Below are 21,719 nucleotides of genomic sequence, written 5' to 3' on the forward strand. Positions count from 1 at the left end.
AATGACAAAAGTTTTAACCGTGAAAAATCTGGGGAAATCTTTCAAATCAAAACAAATTATCAAAGATATTTCGTTTGACGTGCGTAAAGGGGAAATCATGGCGATTTTAGGGCCAAATGGCGCAGGTAAATCAACGACAATCCGTAATATTATGGGCATCATGTATCCCGACGAGGGCAGTATTGAATTCAATGGATACGCAAAGAATGAGATTCCGCGTCAGAAGATTGGCTATTTACCTGAAGAACGTGGCTTGTACAAAAACGTGAAAGTCATGGATATGATTTTATATTTGGCAGACTTAAAAGATTACCCAGTAAAAAAAGCGAAAGAGCGAGCATTAATGTATTTGGCGAAGTTTGGATTAGAAGGTAAGGACAAAGTTTCTGTCGAGGAATTATCTAAAGGTATGGGCCAAAAAGTCCAATTCATCGCTTCGATTATCCATGAACCTGATCTCCTAATTTTGGATGAGCCATTTTCAGGATTAGATCCAGTCAGCCAGGAAACTTTCAAGGAAGAAATTCGTTCACTTGCAAATAACGGAACATCGATACTACTATCTTCCCATCAGATGAATGTGGTCGAAGAATTATGTGATCGGCTGTTTATGATTCACCGTGGTGAAAAAGTGATTTATGGTGCAATGGAAGATGTGAAAAATGAATATGCAAATTTTAAATGTACGATTAAAGGTAAAAATGCGATTTCTTTATTAGAAACGATTCCAGATGTCCTACGTATCGAGCAAAACGAAGATGTATCAGTGCTTTATTTGACACCAGAAGTTGTTGTTCCTGCATGGTTAAAACATTTACCAGAAACGATAATGATCCAGGAGTTGTCGGTCGACAGAATTTCACTTCATGAAATATTTATCGATATTGCGACAGATCAAAATCAATTGACTGAGGGAGTTGAAAGTTATGCGTAATAGTTTAAAAGTAGCCAAATGGGAAATCAAGCGGAATATGACCAACAAATCATTTATTATATCAATGTTGAGCACACCCATTATCTTTTTGGCCTTCTTTTTCATTCCCATGTTATTTCAATCAGATTCAGACGAGAATAGTCATGTTCAAGTCTTTTTGTATGATGAATTAGGTGTATTTGATGATGTGGTAGAAGTGGTGGACGCTGCAGAGAAAACAAATTGGACATTGGTCAATACAGAGATGCAAGAAGCAGAGATGCGAAAAGAATTGGCAGACAGTGAACAAAGTGTTTACCTCGTCATGACTGAAGAGGCACTTGAGCAGGGTCAAGTCAAAATGTACATGACTGATGATATAGAAGACTCTTTTCCCTTTGAAGCAACGATATTGGAACAGCCGCTTCGGGAACTCCAAATGGAGAAACTGGGCTTAACAGATACACAGAAATTAGCTATTCTGAACCAGGTAACGATTACAGCGATAGACGCCGATGAAATGGAATCGATCATCCAAGAAGAGGAAAGTGGCATCGTTTCAGATGAAGCAGATCCACTAGAACGAATAATTCCTGGTGTATTTGCTGGCGTTATTCTGTTTTCGATTGTCATGACAGGCATGATGATATTCCAATCAGCTTCACAGGAAAAGAAAGAAAAAGTTGCAGAAATCATTTTGTCCTCATTGACACCGACAGAATTGATGCAAGGGAAAATTATTGGTTACTTTGTCCTTGGTGTTACGCAAGTGGTCGTATGGCTAGCTGTGGCGCTGCCTGCTATGATCTGGCGTTTCGATATCCCGTTGATGGAGTACTTACTAGTTCCGGAATTGATACTACTCTTATTTATCGCATTCGCAGGGTATCTGCTTTTTGCAGCCATTTTCGTTGGAATTGGTGCAACAGTGGAAGATATGACAGCAACGAGTAATTTTCAAGGAATGGTTATGATGTTACCTTTCATACCTGCAGTATTTATTGTTCCGATCATTTCAAATCCAAGTGGACTGATTGCACAAATTGGCTCATTCATACCAATCACTGCTCCGGCAGTCTTGCTTGTTCGTCTGTCGGTACTTGAAGAATGGCCATGGATAGAAATAAGCCTTGCAGTTGTCGTTCTGCTCATCAGTATCTGGCTATTTATGAAATTGGCTGGAAAGGTTTTCAATATGGGAATCATGATGTACGGAAAAAATGCCACACCGAAAGAAATTTGGAAATCGTTGTGGGCTTAATGTGAATAAAACATGCAATTCCTTTTCCCAGGGAATTGCATGTTTTTCATTAGAATCCTAAACGAATTAACACACCCACCTCTATACGAATAAGATGGGTTAACACGTAAAAGAGGTGTAGTATGATTCAAATAGCTGGAAAACCCTTTCAACCAAGCGATTTGGAATTGAATGACAGCATCGAAAGCATCATTCTTCAACGAATCAATGATAGCGCGACAGCCTATTCCTATGCGTCCATTACAGAATTATCATTTGAAATTAAGTTGAGAAAAAATATTATAGTAAGCGCAAAAGCCATGAATCAAGGGGATGCAAAATTTGCGGTGTTTAAAACCTCTCGTTGCAACCCGAAATATTGGACATTAACAAGTGTCGGCGGATTTCAATTACTCCATGATGTAAAACCATCCGACGCAATTGAAGATATTTACTCGAACAGTTCAAAGTATGCATTTGAGTGCGCAACGGCGATGGTTATCATCTACTACCATGCGTTCCTCAAGCTTATCGGAGCAGATTTATTCAACCAATTATTTAAAGACATCTACTTATATAGCTGGCATGCCGATTCAAATCTTGGACTAACAGCCATCAATTCGCAAGCGTATATACCCGGCGATGTCGTCTATTTCAACAACCCAGAATTTAACCCGGATACACCGCAATGGCGCGGAGAAAATGCCGTCCTTTTAGAAGACGGCACCTACTTCGGACATGGCATTGGCATCCATAAAGCTGACCAAATCATTCACGCCCTCAATCAAAACAGAAAACCAGACAGCCAGAAATCAGCCTACCTAACAAACATCGTCGTAAGACCATCATTCAAACCTTATCCAGTATTTAATAACCAACCCATCGTCGCTCACCATAACTTTAATTCAATCTCTTTTGGCCAATACGCATTCATTTAATCGTTAAGATTGATGAGTGATCAACGCTTAAAGCAAAAGAAGAAATCGACTGGGTATGACCTTTGTCGATTTCTTTAGGTATGTTTATTTAACGGACATTATTAATTGTCCTGATTCTGCCGTGTTTACCTCGAAAATCACCTATGTGATTGGAGATAGCGAGACAGTGATTTCAGAGCAAATGAAATTGTTTTATGAGTAGTGCATTCTAACTTATTTATTGCATCTAAATTATAATAATTTTCTATAAAAGGGTTATTGAAATTTATGTCGAATGAAATATATGAATTTAAAAATAATATAAAAATGAAATCTAATATACTATTGGAAATATTTCGAAGGTGGTTAACATATTGAATGCGAATTAATTTTTAATACAAGAAGTAAGGGGTGCAGGTATGAGAGATGTTTCGAATTGGATATTTGTTAGTCATGGGGAAAAAAGTACATTAGAAAAAGAAGAACTTCTCTCCTGAAAAAACAGACTATATAATAAAGTATCCTAGAGAGTTTGATGGTGAACGGGTTAATTGGGAGGATATAACTGAAGTAATTGCTGCAAAGATTGCGGAAATACTAGGATTTAATACAGTGAAGGCGGAAGTAGCTTATCGAAATGGAAAACGTGGCTGCTTAATGTTACATTTTTTAACACAATATGGAGCGGACCAAGGGGAACCAGGTGGTCCTTTGTTAGCCTCGGAATATCAATATGAGTATGATTTATTGCAAATGTCTGATTCGAAAAAAACAGATTTGATTGAGCAGTCTTTCTCCTTAATTGAAAAATTCTCTTATTTTAATAATATTAAAGAACAGTTTTTGCAGATGATCATTTTTGATATATTAATAGGTAACCAAGACAGACATCCTCTTAACTGGCAGGTCCTATATTCAGGGAATGAATATTTTTTTGGTCCGTTATATGACAACGGAGCTTCGCTTGGCTGGCAACTTGACGATATTAGACTTAAAGATCTATTAAATGATGAGGTGAAAATGAATAGATATTATAAGAGAACAAAAGTAAAATGCGGTATCTTAGAGCATGTGGAAGCTCCTTTGCTAGCTACACAAGTACTTTCTTATTGTACAAAACGCTATCCAGATATTATGGAGAAATTAAGCCGGCAACTTGAAGAATTTGATACCGATGCCTATAATAAGTATATTAGTCAATTTCCGTTGATAACAGATATAAGAAAAGAATTTCTGAAAAGTTTTATTGATTTTCGAAAAAACAAAATCATATCCGCTATTCAAAAGGGGATGTATTAAATGAATAGTATAAAATCATTATTAGTTTTGTGGAAGAATAAATTAAGTAATCAATACTTTCATATAGGTACACTATATTTTAATGGGGAACAATATAAATTTCATTATACTTTTAATAGTGATTCACCTCGGAAAGTAAAAGATGCAATTCAAAATGGCTATCGTCTTCACCCAATATTCCCTGAGTTAGAAAAAGAATATACATCCAATTTCATGTTCGCAACATTTGACCGACGAATTCCTTCAAGTGACCGTGTTGACTATTCAAATATATTATCAGATCTTGGCTTAGCAAGTGATGCAGATCAGATGGATATCTTGCGAGAAACTCGAGGAATGCTATCTGGAGATGCCTATTCCTTCGAAGCACCACTTCGATTATATGATGACCAGCATTTAGAAACGGAGTTTTATGTAAATGGGATGCGCCATCGTAAATTGCCTAATGATTGGTTTACACGAATTCATTTAGGGGATGAACTATTGACGGCTCTTGAACCAGATAACAAGCGAGATCCTAATGCAGTCCGCTTAGAAAACATGGATGGTTTACATCTTGGATATGTACCAGCCGTTTATGCAGCAGCAGTTAAATCATTAATTGAAAATGGAATAGATGTTAGTTTAAAAGTAGCTGATATTCGTCCTGAATCTGCACCACAATGGTGGATTCGTTTAGAGTTTTATTGTGATTTGAAGAAGATAGATGAAAAGCTCATCTTAGATAATCAAATAATAGGTGGACTAATATTAGAAACTGCATAATCTTAATTAGAAAAGAGGTCAATTAATTTCTTGTTGACTTCTTTTTTGTATGGTAAATACAGCACGTCTACTATTAATCATGTGAGAGGTTGTCGTAATTTGTTATCCCGATTGATTATCCTCGCCTATATGGCATTTATATTGATAGCTACCTGTACATCGGATCCTCATGCTTTTCTCTATCAACAGGTTGTTAGTTTTAAAGTAGATTCATCCCCCGTATTCACCGACTTGTTCATAGTCGGCGATATTCCATGGACAAGTAGTTTTTATTTGATTCAAAAAGCATCGCATATCATTGGGTTTGGTGTGCTATTTATATTGCTGCTTCGGCATTTTACTAATATTAAAACAGCTTTCGTCATAAGTGGATTATTTGCATTGCTAACAGAAATTTTACAACTATACTTTTCACGTAGCGGAAGACTCTTTGATGTTGGAATCGACCTGGTGGGGATTTTCCTTGCATTTTTACTTTACAAATCCATTAAAAATAAAGTTTAGTGAACTATCTGATAAAATATCGTGTATCTAATGGTTTTAAAACCGTATCGATTGTGGACAAGCGGCGACTTCAGTATAATAAAAGGTATAGTAAACTATATGTCGTATGATAACTTATGAGGTGATGAAATATGGAAAACGCAGGAGAAAACAGTTTAAGGGATATATTGTTACAAAGCCTTTATGATTTTCATTTTGCTAATAATGGAGCGAGCTACATATTGCCTAAAGCAATGGTAGACACGGACTTAAATAGCAAAAAGGCAATTGAATACTTAGTTGAACAAGAATTAGCAGTAGATAGCGGACAAGGAACAGATAATCTCGTTTTAGCAATCACGCCGCAAGGAATCGACTATATTAAAAATAAATAACAAATTTAAGAAGTGGGAAGTCGACTATTTTTTGTCGCCTTCCTATTTTTTATATTATCCCTAACACGACGGGACGTTTAGCAATTATGATGAAAAGATAAGATTGGGGATAAGCTGAAAAAATAAGGAGGCGTTTTTATGAAAGAAACATTAATGGCTATGCTCGAAGAACGTAAAGAAGAGATGATTCAAATTCGTCGCCATCTACATGAGAATCCTGAACTCTCATTTGAAGAAGAAAAAACTGCACAATATATAGCCGATTTTTATAAGGGAAAAGATGTAGCCATTCAAACGAATGTAGGAAATGGTTATGGAATTATCGTAACCATTAAAGGGGACAAGCCCGGAAAAGTGGTTGGATTAAGAGCCGATTTTGATGCACTACCAATTCATGAAGAAGCAGATGTCCCGTTTAAATCGAAAAATGATGGCGTCATGCATGCATGTGGGCATGATGGACATACCGCTTATATGCTCATCCTGGCAGATTGTTTGATTCAACTAAAATCATCCATTGCGGGGACGATTAAAATCATTCACCAACATGCAGAAGAAACTCCACCAGGCGGTGCAAAAAGTATCGTCGAGTCTGGTGTTCTCGATGATTTAGACGCTGTTTTTGGAACACACTTATTCCCAACTGATCCTGTTGGAACGGTTGGTTATCGGAGCGGCTATTCGATGGCAGGAAGATCCTATTTCAAATTAGTCATTCAAGGAACAGGCGGCCACGGTTCATCTCCACATACCGCAAATGATCCAATTGTTGCAGGCGCACATTTTGTGACCGCTGTACAAACCGTTGTCAGTCGCCGCTTAAATCCGTTTGAAATGGGCGTTGTCACGATTGGCTCATTCGATGGAAAAGGAACTTTCAACATCATAAAAGACAGCATCGAAATCGAAGGCGATGTGCGCTATATGAATGAAAAAACAGAGCAGTTGATTAGCAAAGAGATTCACCGTATTGTTGGTGGGATTGAACGGGAATTTGGTGTTAAGTGTGAGTTGACGTATCAGTCCGATTATCCACCTTTGTATAATGATCCAACAGTGACTGCGGAGATCGTTTCAATTCTTGAAAATGCAAACGACCCAGTAATTAGTAAGGTCAAAGAGTACCCAATGTTGTCAGGATCAGAAGACTTTGCGTATTATTTAGAGAAAACGCCCGGCGCTTTCTTTTACATCGGTTGCAAACCCAAAGGAGTCGAAAGAGCCTATTTCAATCATCATCCGAAGTTTGATATTGACGAAGATGCTTTACTTGTTGCGGCGAAATCGGTCGGGCATGTTGTCTGTAGGTATTTAGAGCAATCCTAATCATCGAGATGTCCTATTCATTTAAGGTGGGGTTAAGTGATAATAAGGCAAGAGAAGAGGAGACTCTCTAGTGAATTAAACAATTCTTGCTCCGAGTGTATTTTTAAAGTGCGTCAGTGCCCAATCATGTCCTTGTTGGTTGAAACTAGCGACTCCTTTTTCATGAATAACAATATCAAAACCTTTGTTATACGCGTCAACGGCAGTATGAAGAATGCAAATATCAGTGCAAACGCCGACGAGGTGTATTTCATTAATTCCACGCTCGCGAAGTTTTAGTTCGAGATCCGTGCCAGTAAAAGCAGAGAATCTTGTTTTGTCTGACCATAAAACATGCTCATTGTTAAGATTGTTTTTATAAAGAGTATTCAGCGCTCCGTATAATTTCCGTCCTGGTGTATTCTCAATATTATGGGGTGGGAACTCTGTGTACTCCGGATGATAAGTGTCCCCTTCTTTGTGTAAATCTATGGAAAATACGACTAAATTTTCATTTTCGATAAACTTCTTAGTGAGCTCAGTAATATAGTGTTCCAACAATTGACCTGGTTTTCCACATGTTAATTTCCCGTCTGTTGCGACAAAGTCATAAGTATAATCAATATTTAGTAATGCTTTTCTCATCATGAATTCCTCCTGGTATATGTTTAACGACTTGTTAATCATAAAAAGTTAATATCGGTCTGCATAAATTGGTTTTAAAACATCCATCTTAAGTTAAAGTACTTTCAGTTTTGTCATATTTCTGCCACTTAACATACCACCATGTAATCAGAAACCCCGTCAAAATAAGCAGAGTCGCCATCAATCCGCCTTCTAAACCAAAAGTGCCGCCTGTCAACCAATCCCGACCTGCGACAACTTCAACGCCGTAAATTCCATTTGGGGTCATGCCGCTTACTGCGAATCCGAAAATATTTCCTTGAAAATAATTCCATGTAATATGATACCCAATCGGCATCCATAGACTATTGGTCTTATCAAACATATAAGCAAATAATATTCCAACCAATGCAATATTGATAAGTCCGAGAACACTAACATTCGGATTCATGCCGTGCACTGCACTGAAAATCAAAGCAGATACCACATAAATGACCCGTTTTTTATTTCCATTATTGGCCATAGTCGACATAATATAGCCCCTAAAGAATATTTCTTCGAAGAAACCGACTAAAATAAAAAAAATGAGAAAACTAATCGTATACACTGAAAACTGCGGACTAGACAACGAATTTAATAGAGACACATTTGAAGTTGCAAACAGCACAAAGAAAATCACGACAATTGATATCGCACCCAGAAAAAGGCCGAACCATAAATCATTCAAAGAACCCCTAAAGCCAAGTTGTTTTAAATTACCTTTATTAATAAAGCGCCATAACAAATAAGTAATCAGAATGCCACCTATAGATCCGCCGCCTTGCATGATTAGAAAAATCCAAGGATGTGCATCAAGGGAGGATAATAACGCATCAGAGTCAAATGTGCCGTTTAAAGGGAGTTCCGCAAAAATTAACATCAATGCACCCGGTAATGCAAATAATTGTTGCACGATAAACATCGAAACAATAGCCAATAAAATAATCCATCCAGCTCGAACCTGACCCTGTTGGTTTTTAAACATAATGTTCCCCCTAAGCTATTTTGGTTTTGTAAACTGATTCACAATTACCTTAGTTATTGATTAGTCATCTTAGAACTGTTATTACGACAATTTGTAGTAGTATTCTGATAGTACCATAATTTCACATTATAGTTGATGAATAATTGAAATTTTTTCAACTAAAAAATGAGCACCTATTAAGTGCCCATTTTCAATATATGACTTACTATTTTTTCTTGTCAGCTTGTTGTTGTTGGCTATTCTTAATTTTCGTCTCAAAATCTGCACTGATTTCTGTATTTTGGTTATTACTATTGCTGTTGATATTATTCTTGTAGATATCATAGCTATTATGGGTTCTCTCATTCATCGTCTTTTTATTATTTTTATTCATGAATTTCACCTCCATTCCTATAATGTGCACAGTATAGAAGGTTTTATTCGCCAGGACAGTGTATGTAAAAGTATATAGAAAAACGTATAAGAAAATATAGAAGTCTGCGCTGGTCGACAATTAAACCAATATATCTTTCAAAAGTCTAATAAAATTATTTATTTTTACTAAATACTTGCCATATTTTAAAAATTGTATATAATAAATATTGATAGGGTTAGGGATATTTACCTACTAACCAAAGAAGGTTATAGGTGGTTTTAATTATCTAAATAGATAATATTGTAAAATTATCTATCGTTATTAGGTGAATATAACTATTAATCTGGTTATGAAAGAAGGAGGTGAATTAAAAAATCCTCGGGTGCTAATGTCTAGCCGACACACCCGAGGAAAAGAAGTTGGAAGTATACCAACCTGGTTGAGTATACCTCCTAATTTAAGAAAATGCATTTTTTTTATAAAAGGGGGATACATTATTGGAATTCATTGAGGAGTTTATCTTAAACTACGAAACAGTTTTATTTAATCCGAAGTTCAATGGTTATGGAGAGATTCATACTTGGATAGTAGAAAACAATCAATTTTTTTTAGTGAAGAAAAGTCCGACTGATTTAATGGATGCTAATCTTCAGTACTATGGATCTAGTCTGAAAGGTGCCTCTGATGGTGCGCGTAAGATTTTGGGTAGTGGTTCTATGGCGCCGATTGTGGTGAATATCATTCAAGGTGTCTATTGGTTTCCCAGTAAATCACCATTTCAGACGGATTGTTTGTGGTTCGCGCTCCATCATATCAAGGACTACGACCAGCTTGAAAAAGGGAAAACGAGGATATCATTCATGAATGGGTGTACATTGGATTTAAATATTAGTACATACTCATTTGATGGGAAAGTGAAAAATGCCTATTTACTTAAAGGGAAAGTCGAAGATAGGGCAAATGATACAACTTTACGTATTTCAGAGTCGAGTGCGATTTATCATTTTAAGAAAGATGATCAAGACATAAATTATTATTTCGATGAATACATGAATAACACTGATTCATTTTCTTATTATACTTATTGATATCCTCTAAAAGTCAATCAACTCTGATTGGCTTTTTATATTTGTGTCGCCCTTCAATTTAAATGTTGTCACAGCCTCATATTTAGGTGTTTGCCCTGGATGAATTGTATATAGAGAGAACGACGTGACGGGGATAATGATTGGTTTCCATTGCTCTTTTTGAATGAGTAGTGGATCTGATTTCCTGCGTTTTTTTGCAATTGTAATATGCGGTGTAAACCTCTTGGCTAGTGAGCGATTTAACAGGGTAGCTACTTTTTCATCGATTTGCTGCTGTAATACTGATAACACATCGGATTCTAGGACCGATAAATAGACTACACGTGGTCCACTTGGAGAACCGAAGTAGGAAAGTCCATTCATATCCATAGAAAATGCTGGCGTTTTTTCAGCAATCTGTTGTAGTTCTTCTATTAAAGCTGGGAGTTCTTGTTCTGTCATCCCCCCGATAAATAGCAAGGTCATATGGAAGTCGCGTGGATGGGGAATAACTTTGTATTCATCTACTAACTTGTATTTTGTTATATACGTGTCTGCAATTTCTCTAATAATCGTCGGACATTGGATGCCGATAAAGTAATGTGCTGTCATTGTAACGCCACCTTCATATATTGCTGCTTAGTTTACCCTACCCGCGAATAAATTAAAAAGGAAACCGGATAGTTTCCAGCTTCCTTTTCAAGAAAATTCCTTAATCATTTCGTATATTTTCTCAGATCGCAAATTGCTAGTTACTGAGTCCTCAGTTTGCAATGCTAAGGCCGAGCCAGCGAGTCCTAGAAGACACGCAGTTTTAAGAGATTCTTCATGCAGTAATCCGAATACTGCGCATGCGGAAAATGCATCACTAGCACCTGTGATATCCACAATATCCGTCTTAGAAGGCGCAAGATACCCAGTCTCGGTGGGTGAGGAATAATATACACCAAGATTAGGAAGGAAAATAATGACTTTTTGAACACCGCGTTGTCTAATTTTGTCAGATGCTAACTGGAAATCTTCACTTGATTCTATTTTAGTGTCGCTAAGTACTTCAGCTTCTTCTTGGCTGATGATTAGCACATTAATACCCGTGAGTTGTGTTGGCAGTTTCTCTGCTTTCGCAGATGAAATGGGATCGATATATAAAGGGATGTTTTCATCATTACAACGTTCAATTATATAGCTAATGCATTCCTCGGAAAGGTTTGTGTCTAAAAACACGGCTTGTGAAGCAACAATATAAGACCACTTTTCTTCAATCATCGGTATCGTAATTTTTTCGTAAATATTCATATCGGCCATGGCGACAACAGTTTCGCCGTTATCATCTAATAGCGTCGTGTATGTCCCCGTTCGTTCTGTTTGTAAAATCCATACTTGGCTCATATCGACACCGTGATTTTTCGTTTCGTTTAGGAGCCACTGGCCTTCCTTATCATCTCCGATAGTTGTCATTAGGGAAGTGTTATAGCCGAGCCGACTTAAGTTTTCTGCGAAATTCCGCGCGACGCCGCCACAAACTTCAGTTGTTTTTACCGGATTCGATGAATATAAACGCACCTTTTGATTGGAACGTGCTTTCCGGTCGGTGTTTGCACCGCCGATACAGACGATTGAAGATTCTTCTTGGAGAATATAGGCACGTCCTTTAATTTCACCGCGCTTTGTTAAATTTGCGATATAATTTGCAACTGCTGACCGGGACAAACCGACCTTTGCGGACAGTTCTTGCTGTGAAATGAAAGGGTTTATCTTAATATGATGTAAAATCTGATTTTCTTTATTCATGAAAGCACCTCGCTTAAATTTAAACTAATGTTTGCACTCCAGACAAATGTTTGTCATACTTAATTGCATTGTAACTGGGGCGCCTATACTTTGTCGATTGAATTGAACAAAAGTTTATCGCTCAAAAAAATCATACACCATTACCACCATCTGGTAAATAGGCGTTACCTATATGAATAGATGGTTTTAGGAGGAATTTATACGCATGAGAATTTGGTTATATCCATTATTAGTCGTGATTGCAGCCAGTAGTTATGGTTTTGTATCGACAATTATAAAACTTGCATTGCTTGACGGTTTTACAGTTTCAGAAGCAGTTACGAGTCAATTTTTTGTTGGTTTTTGTTTTGCTGCACTTCTATTTATAGTAACAAATAGAACAACGATTAGCTTTAAAGGCATTAGTATTCTTATTTTAGCGGGAATATTAACCGCAATGACAAATATTGTGTACGGTCGTTCTTTAATCTATTTACCAGCCTCATTAGCAGTTGTGCTGCTCTTTCAATTTACATGGATTGGCATGCTAATCTCTTGTATTGTCAAACGTCAACTTCCTAGTCGTATTGAATTTATATCGTTAATTGTTTTGTTTGCAGGAACAATTCCAGCTGCTGGGTTAATCGATGTGGATCTGTCTCAAATCCCGATTCAAGGTTGGTTATGGGGATTAGGGGCGGCGCTTTGCTTTTCCTTATTCTTATTTGTAAATGGCAAACCACTTAAAAATATGAATTTGTCGAATCGATTATTGCTCGTTTCATTTTTTGCGTTTATGACGACAGCTGTATTTCAATCACCCGAAATTATTTGGAATGGTCGATTGTTCGGGGAAGGTTTGTGGGTTTACGGTTTGGCTTTAGGCTTAATGGGCATGATTATTCCTGTCTACCTATTTACGATTGCAGTACCTAAAGTCGGGTTAGGGATGTCCTCTATTTTAGGGGCATTTGAATTACCGATTGCTGTGATGGTTTCCGTGATTTTGCTAAGCGAAACGGTTACGACACTGCAAGTTATCGGTATCGTCATCATTATCATCGGGATTACATTACCATCATTAAAATTTAGAAAAAAACCGACTGTTAAAGATAAAGACGTAAAGATGGAAAAGATATATTGACAAGGTAAAACATTGTTCGTATAATAAACATATGTTTAACATTAAAACTTTTGTTTTAAATGGGAGGGGGTGTGACAAAAATCGCTAGTAAAGTAAATTTAGATGAAAGAAATATCAACCCGATAATTTGCATAGGCGGCGCGAACGTCGATCGAAAACTCTATGTGAAATCTGACATAACATATGGCACGTCAAATCCAGTGAAATCTTCCCGAACTGTTGGTGGTGTCGCACGTAATATTGCAGAAAACCTTGGCAGATTAGGCGAGAATGTTTCATTGGTTTCAGTAAGAGGCAAAGATGCTGAGTGGATTGAGATTCAAAATGGCTCTTCTGCTTTTATGGATTTAACAGATGTTATCGAAGTAGAGGGTGCATCTACAGGTTCTTACACAGCTGTGTTAGACCCAGCAGGCGATTTGTCAATTGCGTTGGCAGATATGGATATTTTTGAAGAAATAACACCAGCACTCTTAAAGAAAAACAGCAAGTTACAAACAGCAAAATGCATCGTTGTAGATTTGAACTGTCCAGCTGAAACAATTGAGTATTTATGTGCATTCGCATCTGAGCATAACATTCCGTTAATCATCATCCCTGTATCTTCACCAAAAATGGAAAGACTTCCAAAAGATCTAAGTGCGGTGAGCTGGCTCATTGTCAATAAAGATGAAACAGAAACCTACTTGGACATTGCGCTTAATAACGATCAAGATTGGAAAGATTCAGTCGAAAAATGGTTGGCATTGGGTGTTGAAAATATCATTGTAACGAACGGATCAAAAGGAATCGTCACTGGTAGTCGAGATAACGGCGTTCATTATTACCCGGCAATCGAAACGAAGACGGTTGTAGATGTTACAGGTGCTGGGGATTCGTTTTGTTCAGCAGTTATTTATTCCTGGTTGCAAGATAAAGAACTGAATCATATCATTCAGTCTGGTTTGGTGAATTCTCATAAAACCATTCTGTCAAAACATACGGTGAGACCAGAATTATCACAAAAGCAGTTAAAAATAGAGATGGAGGAAATTATATTATGAAAAACTATATTGTATTAGCAGAAGAGGTACTACAAGCGCAAAAGGAAGGAAAAGCAATTGTGGCATTGGAGTCAACAATTATTTCTCACGGCATGCCTTATCCTCAAAACGTAAAAATGGCACGTGAAGTTGAACAAATAATTCGCGACAACGGTGCAGTTCCAGCAACAATCGCAATTATTGACGGGAAAATTAAAATTGGTTTATCATCTGATGAGCTAGAGCTATTTGGTAATAGTTCAGGTGTAGCTAAAGTATCACGCCGAGACTTGGCTCAAGTTGTTGCTTCAAAACAATTGGGTGCAACAACGGTTGCTACAACTATGATCTGTGCTGAAATGGCTGGCATCAAAACATTCGTAACAGGTGGTATTGGTGGGGTTCACCGTGGCGCAGAAACGACGATGGATATCTCGGCTGACCTAGAAGAATTGGCTCAAACTGATGTAGCTGTAATCTGTGCAGGTGCAAAATCAATCCTTGATCTGCCACTTACATTAGAATACCTTGAAACAAAAGGCGTTCCTGTAATCGGTTATGAAACTGAATACTTACCAGCATTTTACACAAGAAGCAGTGAACATAAATTGAACATCTCAACAGACTCTGTAGATGAAATCGCAGATATCTTAAAAACGAAATGGGAACTTAATCTTAAGGGCGGCGCAGTAATCGCTAACCCAATTCCTGAAGAGTTTGCAATGGATGAAGACTTCATCAACGGAATTATTGACCAAGCAATTAAAGAAGCTGAAGAAAATAATATTGTCGGTAAAGATAGCACGCCTTTCCTACTTGGAAAAGTGAAAGATTTAACAGATGGAAAAAGCCTTGATGTGAATATCGAATTAGTAAAACATAATGCTAAAGTTGGCGCTCAAATTGCAGTTAGCTTAAACGAAAAAACAAAAGCTTAATAGTAAATTAACAGAATAGGATTGGTCCCATCTAATTGTCAGGCAATTGGATGGGCAATCTATATTTAATTATTTAAGCGCTGAGATGAAAGCGCTAACAGTTGGGGGAGAGTCTCTACATGAAATTTATATTTTTACTAACCGGGATTCTGCTAGTTTTCACGATTGCGTTTCTTTTCAGTAATGATCGAAAAAACATTAAATATAAACGTATTCTGATTATGTTAGCCGTGCAGATCTTTTTAGTGTATTTTATGATGAACACAAGTGTAGGTTTAGTTGTCATCACAAGCATTGGTAATTTTTTCGAAAAGTTATTGGCGATTGCGGACACGGGTATCCAATTTGTTTTTGGCGGTTTGGTGAATGAAGGTGAGATGCCGTTCATATTTGTCGCGTTATTGCCTCTGGTATTTTTATCCGTTCTAATTGGAATCCTTAATTACATAAAAGTTTTGCCTTTTATCATTAAATATTTTGGTTTAGCCTTAAGTAAAATAACTGGGATGGGTAGACTTGAAAGTTATTTCGCAGTATCGACTGCTGTACTTGGCCAACCTGAAGTGTTTTTAACTGTTCTTAAACAAATCCCGCTGTTATCGCCAAAGAGATTGTACACAATTTGTACATCGGCGATGAGTGCTGTGAGTATGGCGATGGTTGGGGCTTATATGACGATGTTAGAACCTAAATTCGTCGTAACGGCTGTTGTTTTGAATATTTTCAGTGCGCTTATTATCGCGAATATTATTAATCCTTATAATTTGAAAAAGGATGAGGATTTAATTGAAGTTGAGAAGGATGAGCGCGTTCCCTTTTTCCAAATGGTTGGGGATAGTGTAATGGACGGCTTTAAACTGGTTGTCACCGTAGCGGCGATGTTGTTAGGTTTTATCGCTTTGATGGAAATGGTTAATGTGATTTTCTTAGGGCTTTTTGATTTTTCATTCCAAACGCTGATGGGTTATGTTTTTGCGCCGATCGCATTCTTAATGGGTGTGCCGTGGGGAGAAGCTGTACAAGCTGGGGGTATTATGGCTACCAAGCTGGTGACAAATGAGTTTGTGGCGATGTTGAGCTTTGGTGATATTTCGGACACGTTGTCAGAGAAAACGAAAGCAATTGTATCGGTTTATTTGGTTAGTTTCGCAAACTTCGGTACGGTTGGTATTGTCGCGGGTTCCATAAAGTCGATTAGTGAAAAGCAAGGTAAGCATGTTTCCAAATTTGCATTAAAACTTTTGTTAGGTGCAACATTAGCTTCTGTTATTTCGGGTACGATTATAGGGATTATGATGTAAGGTTTTATAGGGAAAAGTGTAGGGGGATTTTTTCCTCTACACTTTTTTTGCCGAATTCCACTCATTTTATTATAAATATGAAGTGATTTAGGGTTGTGTTGGTTAAGCAACAGTTTTCGTATAGCAAGAAGGTCCCGACTAGCAAGAAAAATCATTTGAGTGCAAGCAAACCTCATTGAACTGCAAGGAAACGACGATTAAGTGCAAGGAAAACTTATCCAAGTGCAAGCAAATCGCCCATATGTGCAAGCTAAAAAAAGCCGTCTACATCGACGGCTTTTTGCTTCATTTTCAGTTAGATTATCTTCTATTCATCTCACTAGGAATCGAATTATTGCGTTCGTTGCGGTAAGCGCGGCAATTTTATCCAAATCTTCTTGGCTTAATTCGAAATCAAAGACGTCCAAGTTTTTGGCCATGCGCATTTGCAATTTCTTGAATAACGAGATCTTCCAATACCTTGGTGCCGTTCATCAGTGGACTGTATGCTTCTAGCAAAATGCCATGTTCTTTACAAAATGCTTTTAGTTCGTTTTGCTGCAAATAGGGGTGGCACTCGACTTGATTGATGGCTGGAATGATTTCGCATTCGTTAATAATCCGCTGTAAGTGCTCGATATCAAAGTTGCATACACCAATCGCTTTTGCGCGACCTTCTCTATAGATAGTTTCAAGTGCCTTATAGGATTCAACGTATTCATCATATTGCGGTGTCGGCCAATGGATTAAATAAAGGTCAACGTAATCGAGGCCCAGTTTATCAAGACTTTCATCGAATGCTTTTAGTGTGTTCTCGTATCCATGATCTGCATTCCAAAGCTTTGTCGTGATGAATAGTTCTTCGCGTGGCAAGCTAGTTGCTGCAAGTGCTTTTCCAACGCCGACTTCATTTCGATAGACTTTTGCGGTATCGATTAAACGATAACCAGCTTCGAGTGCTTGATTTGCTGCGGTTTCTGCTTCTTCATCGGGAACTTTCCACACACCGAAACCAAGTTGTGGAATATCGAGTCCATTGTTAAGTGTTTTGATCTGCATACTATCGCTACCTTTCACTGCTTTTCTTATAGTCTATCATTGGATTTCAGAAAATTTAATTTTACAGTATAAATCTGTAGGCAATTAAATAGTATCCCCTCGATTAATCATGGAGTTAAAATTCTGTGTCAATTGTGATTTTTTTGTCTAGTTGAGTCTTTTGGTGGGGTATTTCAAAATTCATATTGTAAATACTGAAATTAATTGATACAATAGACTTATTATGAAATATATATTTATCCAAAAACTTCATCTATAGGTATAAATATATAGACTAAATACCTTGAAATGAAGGTTTTTTCATCTGTACTTAATTAAATAAGGAAGAATTTGTGGAGGTGGGGTGATTGAATATGAGCATACCAGAAACGCAGATTATTTCTGAAAAAGGTGGCGTTGAAGTGACACAAAAAAGAGAACCGAACACTATAGAAGTTAATTCTCAACATCCGTATAGAACTGGGCCACTTGCCATTCACTTTGCAGAAAAAGTTAAACAAAGTGGTATCAATCCGAAAAATGGACAATCAATAAAACCACTAGTTGCATATGTACCACCTGAAAAATATGATAGACTTCAAAATCGGTTATTAAATACTAAAATCATAGGGGAGCCTGCGATAGATGGGCCGGCCTATGAGTGGAAAAAAATTTTGTTGCAATGGTTGAATCTGAAGTTCAAGGTAATCACATGGAGAGTTTCTGTGAAAAAGTTAATTACCCTCTTAAGTGATTCGGGAATCACTTTCAATCAAGATGAATCCAAAATATCTTCAGTAATTTTACAATGGCTTGAAATCTTTCGAACAGAAATTAAAGATGGCTTGGAACTCGAAATGAATTTGTTAATACGTGAGTGAGCAGTATTATCTATCAATTTGCTAAATTACTATTTTTCTTTGTCCTTAAAACGTCTTTAATAGACGTTTTTTATTATTGATATAGATTGCTAATATGGTTATAGGGCTATATTAATGTGTACCAATTCTTACTCCAACATAGCGAACATCAACGACTTTATAAGTTGTTGATCATTTGGTTGGGACTGAATTGGTTAGGCTGTGCCTTTAGGCTATTCGTAGATGAATGTTTTCAATGATAAAATATAGCTATAAATATTCGTAGGACAATGTACAATGGATGTATATTGTCTTTTTAAGTTTTTCCGTAAAGGGGATGTAATAATGAAAGTCGTTGTACTGGGGAATTATGATGAACTTAGTAAAGAAGCTGCGCGATTAGTTGAAGAGAAAATCAAGGGGAATAATCAGGCAGTTCTTGGACTCGCAACAGGTTCGACGCCGCTGGGATTATATGAGAAATTGATCGAGGGGTATAAAGAGCGTGGGATTTCTTATCGAAATGTGAAAAGCATTAATTTAGATGAATACCTTGGACTTGAGAACAATCACCCTGAAAGTTATCACGCTTTTATGCTAGAAACATTTTTTGAGCATGTAGACATCGAGCTTGATCATACATATATACCAAACGGTGTTCCCGATTCTACTGACACAGAATGTCTACGTTATGAAGCCGTGATTGACGAAATTGGTCCAGTCAATCTGCAGATATTAGGGATTGGCACAAATGGTCATATTGGTTTCAATGAACCTGGTACGGATCCGCACAGTTTAACACATGTAGTGGAATTGAATGCATCGACAAGAGAAAGCAATGCAAAGTTTTTTAAGTCGATGGATGAGGTTCCTACACACGCCATCACGATGGGCATTTCCTCAATATTAAAGAGTGAAGAAATTATTTTATTGGCCTCCGGAAAAAATAAAGCACGATCTGTAAAAACTCTACTGGACAAAGAAGTGGCCTCGGATTTCCCTGCATCCTATTTGTGGAAGCATGATCAAGTCACGCTTCTTGTAGATCAGGATGCGTATGGACTTGTGAGTAAGTAGAATTTTAAAAAAACATACAAAAAAAGAGCCTATAAAACCAGGCTCTTCTTCATCTATTTAGTTCTTCATAAGCAATCATTTTTATTGATAAAATTTCTTCGTTAGTAAACTTATCTTCAAAGCTACTTAAAATGTGATTGATATCAGCTGGAGAAATTCCATTTTGATATTTTTTTTGCATATTTTGTAGTTCCCCTAATCCAACCTTTTGAATGATTGCTCTAGTTGCTTGTTCCTTCGTTTTGTAGGGGAGATCACTGGTCTCAATTTCTTTTCCCGCGGCTATAAACTGCTTAATCTCAGGATCATTGTTTACGACCTGTCTTACTTCTGCCAGCTGGCCATTACTTTCTAATTCGCTATATACGGAGTCCACAACATTTTCTGAGATTTTATTTGTTCCAAAATGAAACATGCCAAATCCAATACCACCCAATATTAATAAAAAGAAAAAAAGAAACTTAATCGTCTTCAATTAATCACTCCTCGGTTATAGGACTATTCTGGACAGAAAATGTTCATTTTATAAAAAAGTCATCCCAACTCTTGGTTATTTTTCTTCATATAAATTATGGATAAATCCGCTCATTTATCACAAATGGATAGTCCGTATAAGGTCGAATGGAATAGATATTTGCGCCAAGTCCATTCATAGCAGGGCGGATATAATGGCGGCGATCAATGATGCCGAGTTGTTCGAGTTTACGAATCGAACGACGGACAGTGACATTCGCTTTCCGGATTTCCACCGCAATGGCATCATGCGTCAAATGAGCGGCTCCGAACTTTACGGAGTAGTGCCAAATCATTTCAAGCACATCGTGATCCGTTCCATTCATCTTATTCCAATTCGCTTTCCGGTGTTTCCAAGTCGCCTCATCCAAGTCAGCCTTATTTTTGAAATGTGCATAGTCTGTTAAATAAATCGTCATACAAATTCCTCCTATTTTTATTCTTTATATAGAAGGAACTTGTTTTAAAGTGGACAGTGTTTTTAATTACGTTGGTTTGGGAATATATATAAGGAATGGATTTGGTGACAAAATATTTTATTGAAAGGGAATTCAAGATGAAGAAAATTATATTGATTGGTGGAAGTGGAACAATAGGAACAATCTTGCGAGAAGGTTTTACATCTGAATTTGAAGTCGTGAATCTTGATATAAAAGTCGATGAAGAGAGTCTAATCAATCGTAAAGTGGATGCGACTAAATATGATGAACTCATTCATAACATCCCTAAAGATACAGATGTCCTGATTAATTTACTTTCCAAACCACAATCTGATGAACTTGTTGCTGTCAGTGAAATGGACAAACTGGGGGATCTATTTCTCAAAGCATCTTATCATATTTACCAAGCAGCAGTCGAACTAGGAATCCCGAAAGTTGTCGTAGCGAGTAGTAATCATGTCACCGATTATTACGAACAAGACGGGGACTCAACACTTGGCCGAGAAATTACCGTCAACGACTATCCGTATTCCAATGGACTTTACGGGATATTGAAACTGGCAACCGAAAATCTGGGCTTCGCTTTTCATAATAAACATAATCTCTCTGTCGTTAATCTGCGAATCGGTAGCGTCAAACAAAGTGAAGAAACTAGAATCTACGAAGACCTTGACAGACTAAAGCATACCTGGCTATCGGAAATCGACACCGTCAACCTCTTTCGAAACGCAATTATTACAGATATAAAGTTCGGCACATATTACGGCGTTTCCGATAATGAAGGCAAACCATGGAGCAATAACAAAACAAAAAGAGAATTAGGATTTGAATCGATAAGGACTGCGGAAGATGTAATCGAGGAAGGAGAAAATTAATAAAGGTGAAAGGAGAACCCTACGTTAGCCATTCTTATTAATCTAAGCGTACTAGTTTCCAAACTAGTGCTCTTTGTTAAAATAAATTGGTTGCGGCACTGCTGGGTGGCATCCCCAGTTGGATTCGCGCAAGTATTATTTTCCACCTTCCGTCGAAGGTGCCCCTAGCGTGCGCGGGACAAAGTAGTGCCGCCTCTCTGTAACTAATAGTATATACAGGAATGGGGTGTTTTATTCTAGATATATACTGAATTATGTAAGAAAACCTTTAATGTTTAATAGTACATTCATCCCCTACACTTCCGATCTTGAAATCATTGCCAGAACTCTTGAAAACTTCCCGTTCATTCTGAATATACATTACTAAAGAGATTC

The 21,719-nt window shown here is 37.3% G+C and carries 22 protein-coding genes and 2 pseudogenes; 16 read left to right on the forward strand and 8 right to left on the reverse strand.

Going from position 1 to position 21,719, the window contains the following annotated elements; translation table 11 throughout:
* The first annotated feature begins 1 nt into the window (after position 1).
* The 8 genes and pseudogenes from AC25Y1_RS05670 to AC25Y1_RS05705 all read left to right on the forward strand — a co-directional run bounded on the left by AC25Y1_RS05670 (position 2) and on the right by AC25Y1_RS05705 (position 7,338).
* A complete protein-coding gene (locus AC25Y1_RS05670) occupies positions 2-934 on the forward strand; it encodes an ABC transporter ATP-binding protein (protein WP_488146977.1) in 933 nt (310 codons plus the stop codon).
* Positions 927-2,174, forward strand: a complete 1,248-nt coding sequence (locus tag AC25Y1_RS05675; RefSeq protein ID WP_488146978.1) for an ABC transporter permease — start codon at positions 927-929, stop codon at positions 2,172-2,174. The genes AC25Y1_RS05670 and AC25Y1_RS05675 overlap by 8 nt, the downstream gene beginning before the upstream one ends.
* A gap of 122 nt (positions 2,175-2,296) precedes the next feature.
* A complete protein-coding gene (locus AC25Y1_RS05680; RefSeq protein ID WP_488146979.1) occupies positions 2,297-3,091 on the forward strand; it encodes a protein-glutamine gamma-glutamyltransferase in 795 nt (264 codons plus the stop codon).
* A 486-nt stretch (positions 3,092-3,577) separates the two neighbouring features.
* Positions 3,578-4,369 (forward strand): annotated as a pseudogene (locus tag AC25Y1_RS05685) (HipA domain-containing protein); the annotation flags it as partial.
* Positions 4,370-5,134: an HIRAN domain-containing protein gene (locus AC25Y1_RS05690; RefSeq protein ID WP_488146980.1), complete on the forward strand. Its 765-nt coding sequence runs from the start codon at positions 4,370-4,372 to the stop codon at positions 5,132-5,134. It abuts the pseudogene before it with no gap.
* Positions 5,135-5,164: 30 nt separating this feature from the next.
* Complete coding sequence (locus AC25Y1_RS05695) at positions 5,165-5,638, forward strand: VanZ family protein (protein ID WP_488146981.1); 474 nt, start codon at positions 5,165-5,167, stop codon at positions 5,636-5,638.
* A 131-nt stretch (positions 5,639-5,769) separates the two neighbouring features.
* Complete coding sequence (locus AC25Y1_RS05700) at positions 5,770-6,012, forward strand: hypothetical protein (protein WP_488146982.1); 243 nt, start codon at positions 5,770-5,772, stop codon at positions 6,010-6,012.
* Between the two features lie 138 nt (positions 6,013-6,150).
* Positions 6,151-7,338: an amidohydrolase gene (locus AC25Y1_RS05705; protein WP_488146983.1), complete on the forward strand. Its 1,188-nt coding sequence runs from the start codon at positions 6,151-6,153 to the stop codon at positions 7,336-7,338.
* 75 nt (positions 7,339-7,413) lie between these two features.
* On the opposite strand, the gene AC25Y1_RS05710 is transcribed toward AC25Y1_RS05705, so the two are convergent.
* From AC25Y1_RS05710 to AC25Y1_RS05720, 3 genes are all read right to left on the reverse strand, one after another.
* Complete coding sequence (locus AC25Y1_RS05710) at positions 7,414-7,962, reverse strand: cysteine hydrolase family protein (RefSeq protein WP_488146984.1); 549 nt, start codon at positions 7,960-7,962, stop codon at positions 7,414-7,416.
* Between the two features lie 88 nt (positions 7,963-8,050).
* A complete protein-coding gene (locus AC25Y1_RS05715; protein WP_488146985.1) occupies positions 8,051-8,965 on the reverse strand; it encodes a CPBP family intramembrane glutamic endopeptidase in 915 nt (304 codons plus the stop codon).
* A 205-nt stretch (positions 8,966-9,170) separates the two neighbouring features.
* On the reverse strand, positions 9,171-9,338 hold the full coding sequence (locus tag AC25Y1_RS05720) for a hypothetical protein (RefSeq protein ID WP_488146986.1): 168 nt from the start codon (positions 9,336-9,338) through the stop codon (positions 9,171-9,173).
* Positions 9,339-9,817: 479 nt separating this feature from the next.
* Here AC25Y1_RS05720 and AC25Y1_RS05725 point away from each other — a divergent pair, with 479 nt between their 5' ends.
* Positions 9,818-10,408, forward strand: coding sequence for a competence protein ComK (locus AC25Y1_RS05725; protein ID WP_488146987.1), 591 nt, complete (start codon positions 9,818-9,820; stop codon positions 10,406-10,408).
* Between the two features lie 6 nt (positions 10,409-10,414).
* Here the strand turns inward: AC25Y1_RS05725 and thpR are convergent, their stop codons facing one another.
* Together thpR and AC25Y1_RS05735 are read right to left on the reverse strand one after the other, a co-directional pair.
* Complete coding sequence (gene thpR / locus AC25Y1_RS05730; RefSeq protein ID WP_488146988.1) at positions 10,415-10,999, reverse strand: RNA 2',3'-cyclic phosphodiesterase; 585 nt, start codon at positions 10,997-10,999, stop codon at positions 10,415-10,417.
* 87 nt (positions 11,000-11,086) lie between these two features.
* Positions 11,087-12,178: a PfkB family carbohydrate kinase gene (locus tag AC25Y1_RS05735; protein ID WP_488146989.1), complete on the reverse strand. Its 1,092-nt coding sequence runs from the start codon at positions 12,176-12,178 to the stop codon at positions 11,087-11,089.
* Between the two features lie 205 nt (positions 12,179-12,383).
* On the opposite strand from AC25Y1_RS05735, the gene AC25Y1_RS05740 reads away from it, so the two are divergent.
* From AC25Y1_RS05740 to AC25Y1_RS05755, 4 genes are all read left to right on the forward strand, one after another.
* Positions 12,384-13,301, forward strand: a complete 918-nt coding sequence (locus tag AC25Y1_RS05740) for an EamA family transporter (RefSeq protein WP_488146990.1) — start codon at positions 12,384-12,386, stop codon at positions 13,299-13,301.
* Between the two features lie 71 nt (positions 13,302-13,372).
* Positions 13,373-14,344: a carbohydrate kinase family protein gene (locus AC25Y1_RS05745; RefSeq protein WP_488146991.1), complete on the forward strand. Its 972-nt coding sequence runs from the start codon at positions 13,373-13,375 to the stop codon at positions 14,342-14,344.
* Positions 14,341-15,261, forward strand: a complete 921-nt coding sequence (locus AC25Y1_RS05750) for a pseudouridine-5'-phosphate glycosidase (RefSeq protein WP_488146992.1) — start codon at positions 14,341-14,343, stop codon at positions 15,259-15,261. The genes AC25Y1_RS05745 and AC25Y1_RS05750 overlap by 4 nt, the downstream gene beginning before the upstream one ends.
* Before the next feature lie 119 nt (positions 15,262-15,380).
* Positions 15,381-16,562: a NupC/NupG family nucleoside CNT transporter gene (locus tag AC25Y1_RS05755; protein WP_488146993.1), complete on the forward strand. Its 1,182-nt coding sequence runs from the start codon at positions 15,381-15,383 to the stop codon at positions 16,560-16,562.
* Between the two features lie 300 nt (positions 16,563-16,862).
* On the opposite strand, the pseudogene AC25Y1_RS05760 reads toward AC25Y1_RS05755, so the two are convergent.
* Positions 16,863-17,600, reverse strand: a pseudogene (locus AC25Y1_RS05760) (aldo/keto reductase).
* A gap of 347 nt (positions 17,601-17,947) precedes the next feature.
* Between AC25Y1_RS05760 and AC25Y1_RS05765 the strand changes: the two are divergent.
* Together AC25Y1_RS05765 and nagB are read left to right on the forward strand one after the other, a co-directional pair.
* Positions 17,948-18,460: a hypothetical protein gene (locus tag AC25Y1_RS05765; protein ID WP_488146994.1), complete on the forward strand. Its 513-nt coding sequence runs from the start codon at positions 17,948-17,950 to the stop codon at positions 18,458-18,460.
* Positions 18,461-18,784: 324 nt separating this feature from the next.
* Entirely contained in the window at positions 18,785-19,516 is a 732-nt protein-coding gene (gene nagB, locus AC25Y1_RS05770; RefSeq protein ID WP_488146995.1) for a glucosamine-6-phosphate deaminase, read from the forward strand.
* A 49-nt stretch (positions 19,517-19,565) separates the two neighbouring features.
* Here the strand turns inward: nagB and AC25Y1_RS05775 are convergent, their stop codons facing one another.
* Together AC25Y1_RS05775 and AC25Y1_RS05780 are read right to left on the reverse strand one after the other, a co-directional pair.
* Positions 19,566-19,991 carry a hypothetical protein gene (locus tag AC25Y1_RS05775; protein ID WP_488146996.1) on the reverse strand — a complete coding sequence of 142 codons (426 nt, stop codon included), beginning with the start codon at positions 19,989-19,991 and terminating at the stop codon, positions 19,566-19,568.
* 94 nt (positions 19,992-20,085) lie between these two features.
* Positions 20,086-20,448, reverse strand: a complete 363-nt coding sequence (locus tag AC25Y1_RS05780; RefSeq protein WP_488146997.1) for a hypothetical protein — start codon at positions 20,446-20,448, stop codon at positions 20,086-20,088.
* A gap of 137 nt (positions 20,449-20,585) precedes the next feature.
* Here AC25Y1_RS05780 and AC25Y1_RS05785 point away from each other — a divergent pair, with 137 nt between their 5' ends.
* Complete coding sequence (locus tag AC25Y1_RS05785) at positions 20,586-21,344, forward strand: NAD-dependent epimerase/dehydratase family protein (RefSeq protein ID WP_488146998.1); 759 nt, start codon at positions 20,586-20,588, stop codon at positions 21,342-21,344.
* Positions 21,345-21,719: the final 375 nt, after the last annotated feature.

The sequence above is a fragment of the Sporosarcina sp. Y1009 genome (assembly GCF_057669865.1).

Coding starts and splice junctions, on each gene's coding strand:
- AC25Y1_RS05785 (WP_488146998.1), top strand. CDS start 20,586: ATGAAGAAAATTATATTGATTGGTGGAAGTGGAACAATAGGAACAATC.
- AC25Y1_RS05735 (WP_488146989.1), bottom strand. CDS start 12,178: ATGAATAAAGAAAATCAGATTTTACATCATATTAAGATAAACCCTTTC.
- AC25Y1_RS05750 (WP_488146992.1), top strand. CDS start 14,341: ATGAAAAACTATATTGTATTAGCAGAAGAGGTACTACAAGCGCAAAAG.
- AC25Y1_RS05690 (WP_488146980.1), top strand. CDS start 4,370: ATGAATAGTATAAAATCATTATTAGTTTTGTGGAAGAATAAATTAAGT.
- AC25Y1_RS05700 (WP_488146982.1), top strand. CDS start 5,770: ATGGAAAACGCAGGAGAAAACAGTTTAAGGGATATATTGTTACAAAGC.
- AC25Y1_RS05715 (WP_488146985.1), bottom strand. CDS start 8,965: ATGTTTAAAAACCAACAGGGTCAGGTTCGAGCTGGATGGATTATTTTA.
- AC25Y1_RS05705 (WP_488146983.1), top strand. CDS start 6,151: ATGAAAGAAACATTAATGGCTATGCTCGAAGAACGTAAAGAAGAGATG.
- nagB (WP_488146995.1), top strand. CDS start 18,785: ATGAAAGTCGTTGTACTGGGGAATTATGATGAACTTAGTAAAGAAGCT.
- AC25Y1_RS05675 (WP_488146978.1), top strand. CDS start 927: ATGCGTAATAGTTTAAAAGTAGCCAAATGGGAAATCAAGCGGAATATG.
- AC25Y1_RS05755 (WP_488146993.1), top strand. CDS start 15,381: ATGAAATTTATATTTTTACTAACCGGGATTCTGCTAGTTTTCACGATT.
- AC25Y1_RS05680 (WP_488146979.1), top strand. CDS start 2,297: ATGATTCAAATAGCTGGAAAACCCTTTCAACCAAGCGATTTGGAATTG.
- AC25Y1_RS05670 (WP_488146977.1), top strand. CDS start 2: ATGACAAAAGTTTTAACCGTGAAAAATCTGGGGAAATCTTTCAAATCA.
- AC25Y1_RS05780 (WP_488146997.1), bottom strand. CDS start 20,448: ATGACGATTTATTTAACAGACTATGCACATTTCAAAAATAAGGCTGAC.
- thpR (WP_488146988.1), bottom strand. CDS start 10,999: ATGACAGCACATTACTTTATCGGCATCCAATGTCCGACGATTATTAGA.
- AC25Y1_RS05710 (WP_488146984.1), bottom strand. CDS start 7,962: ATGAGAAAAGCATTACTAAATATTGATTATACTTATGACTTTGTCGCA.
- AC25Y1_RS05740 (WP_488146990.1), top strand. CDS start 12,384: ATGAGAATTTGGTTATATCCATTATTAGTCGTGATTGCAGCCAGTAGT.
- AC25Y1_RS05720 (WP_488146986.1), bottom strand. CDS start 9,338: ATGAATAAAAATAATAAAAAGACGATGAATGAGAGAACCCATAATAGC.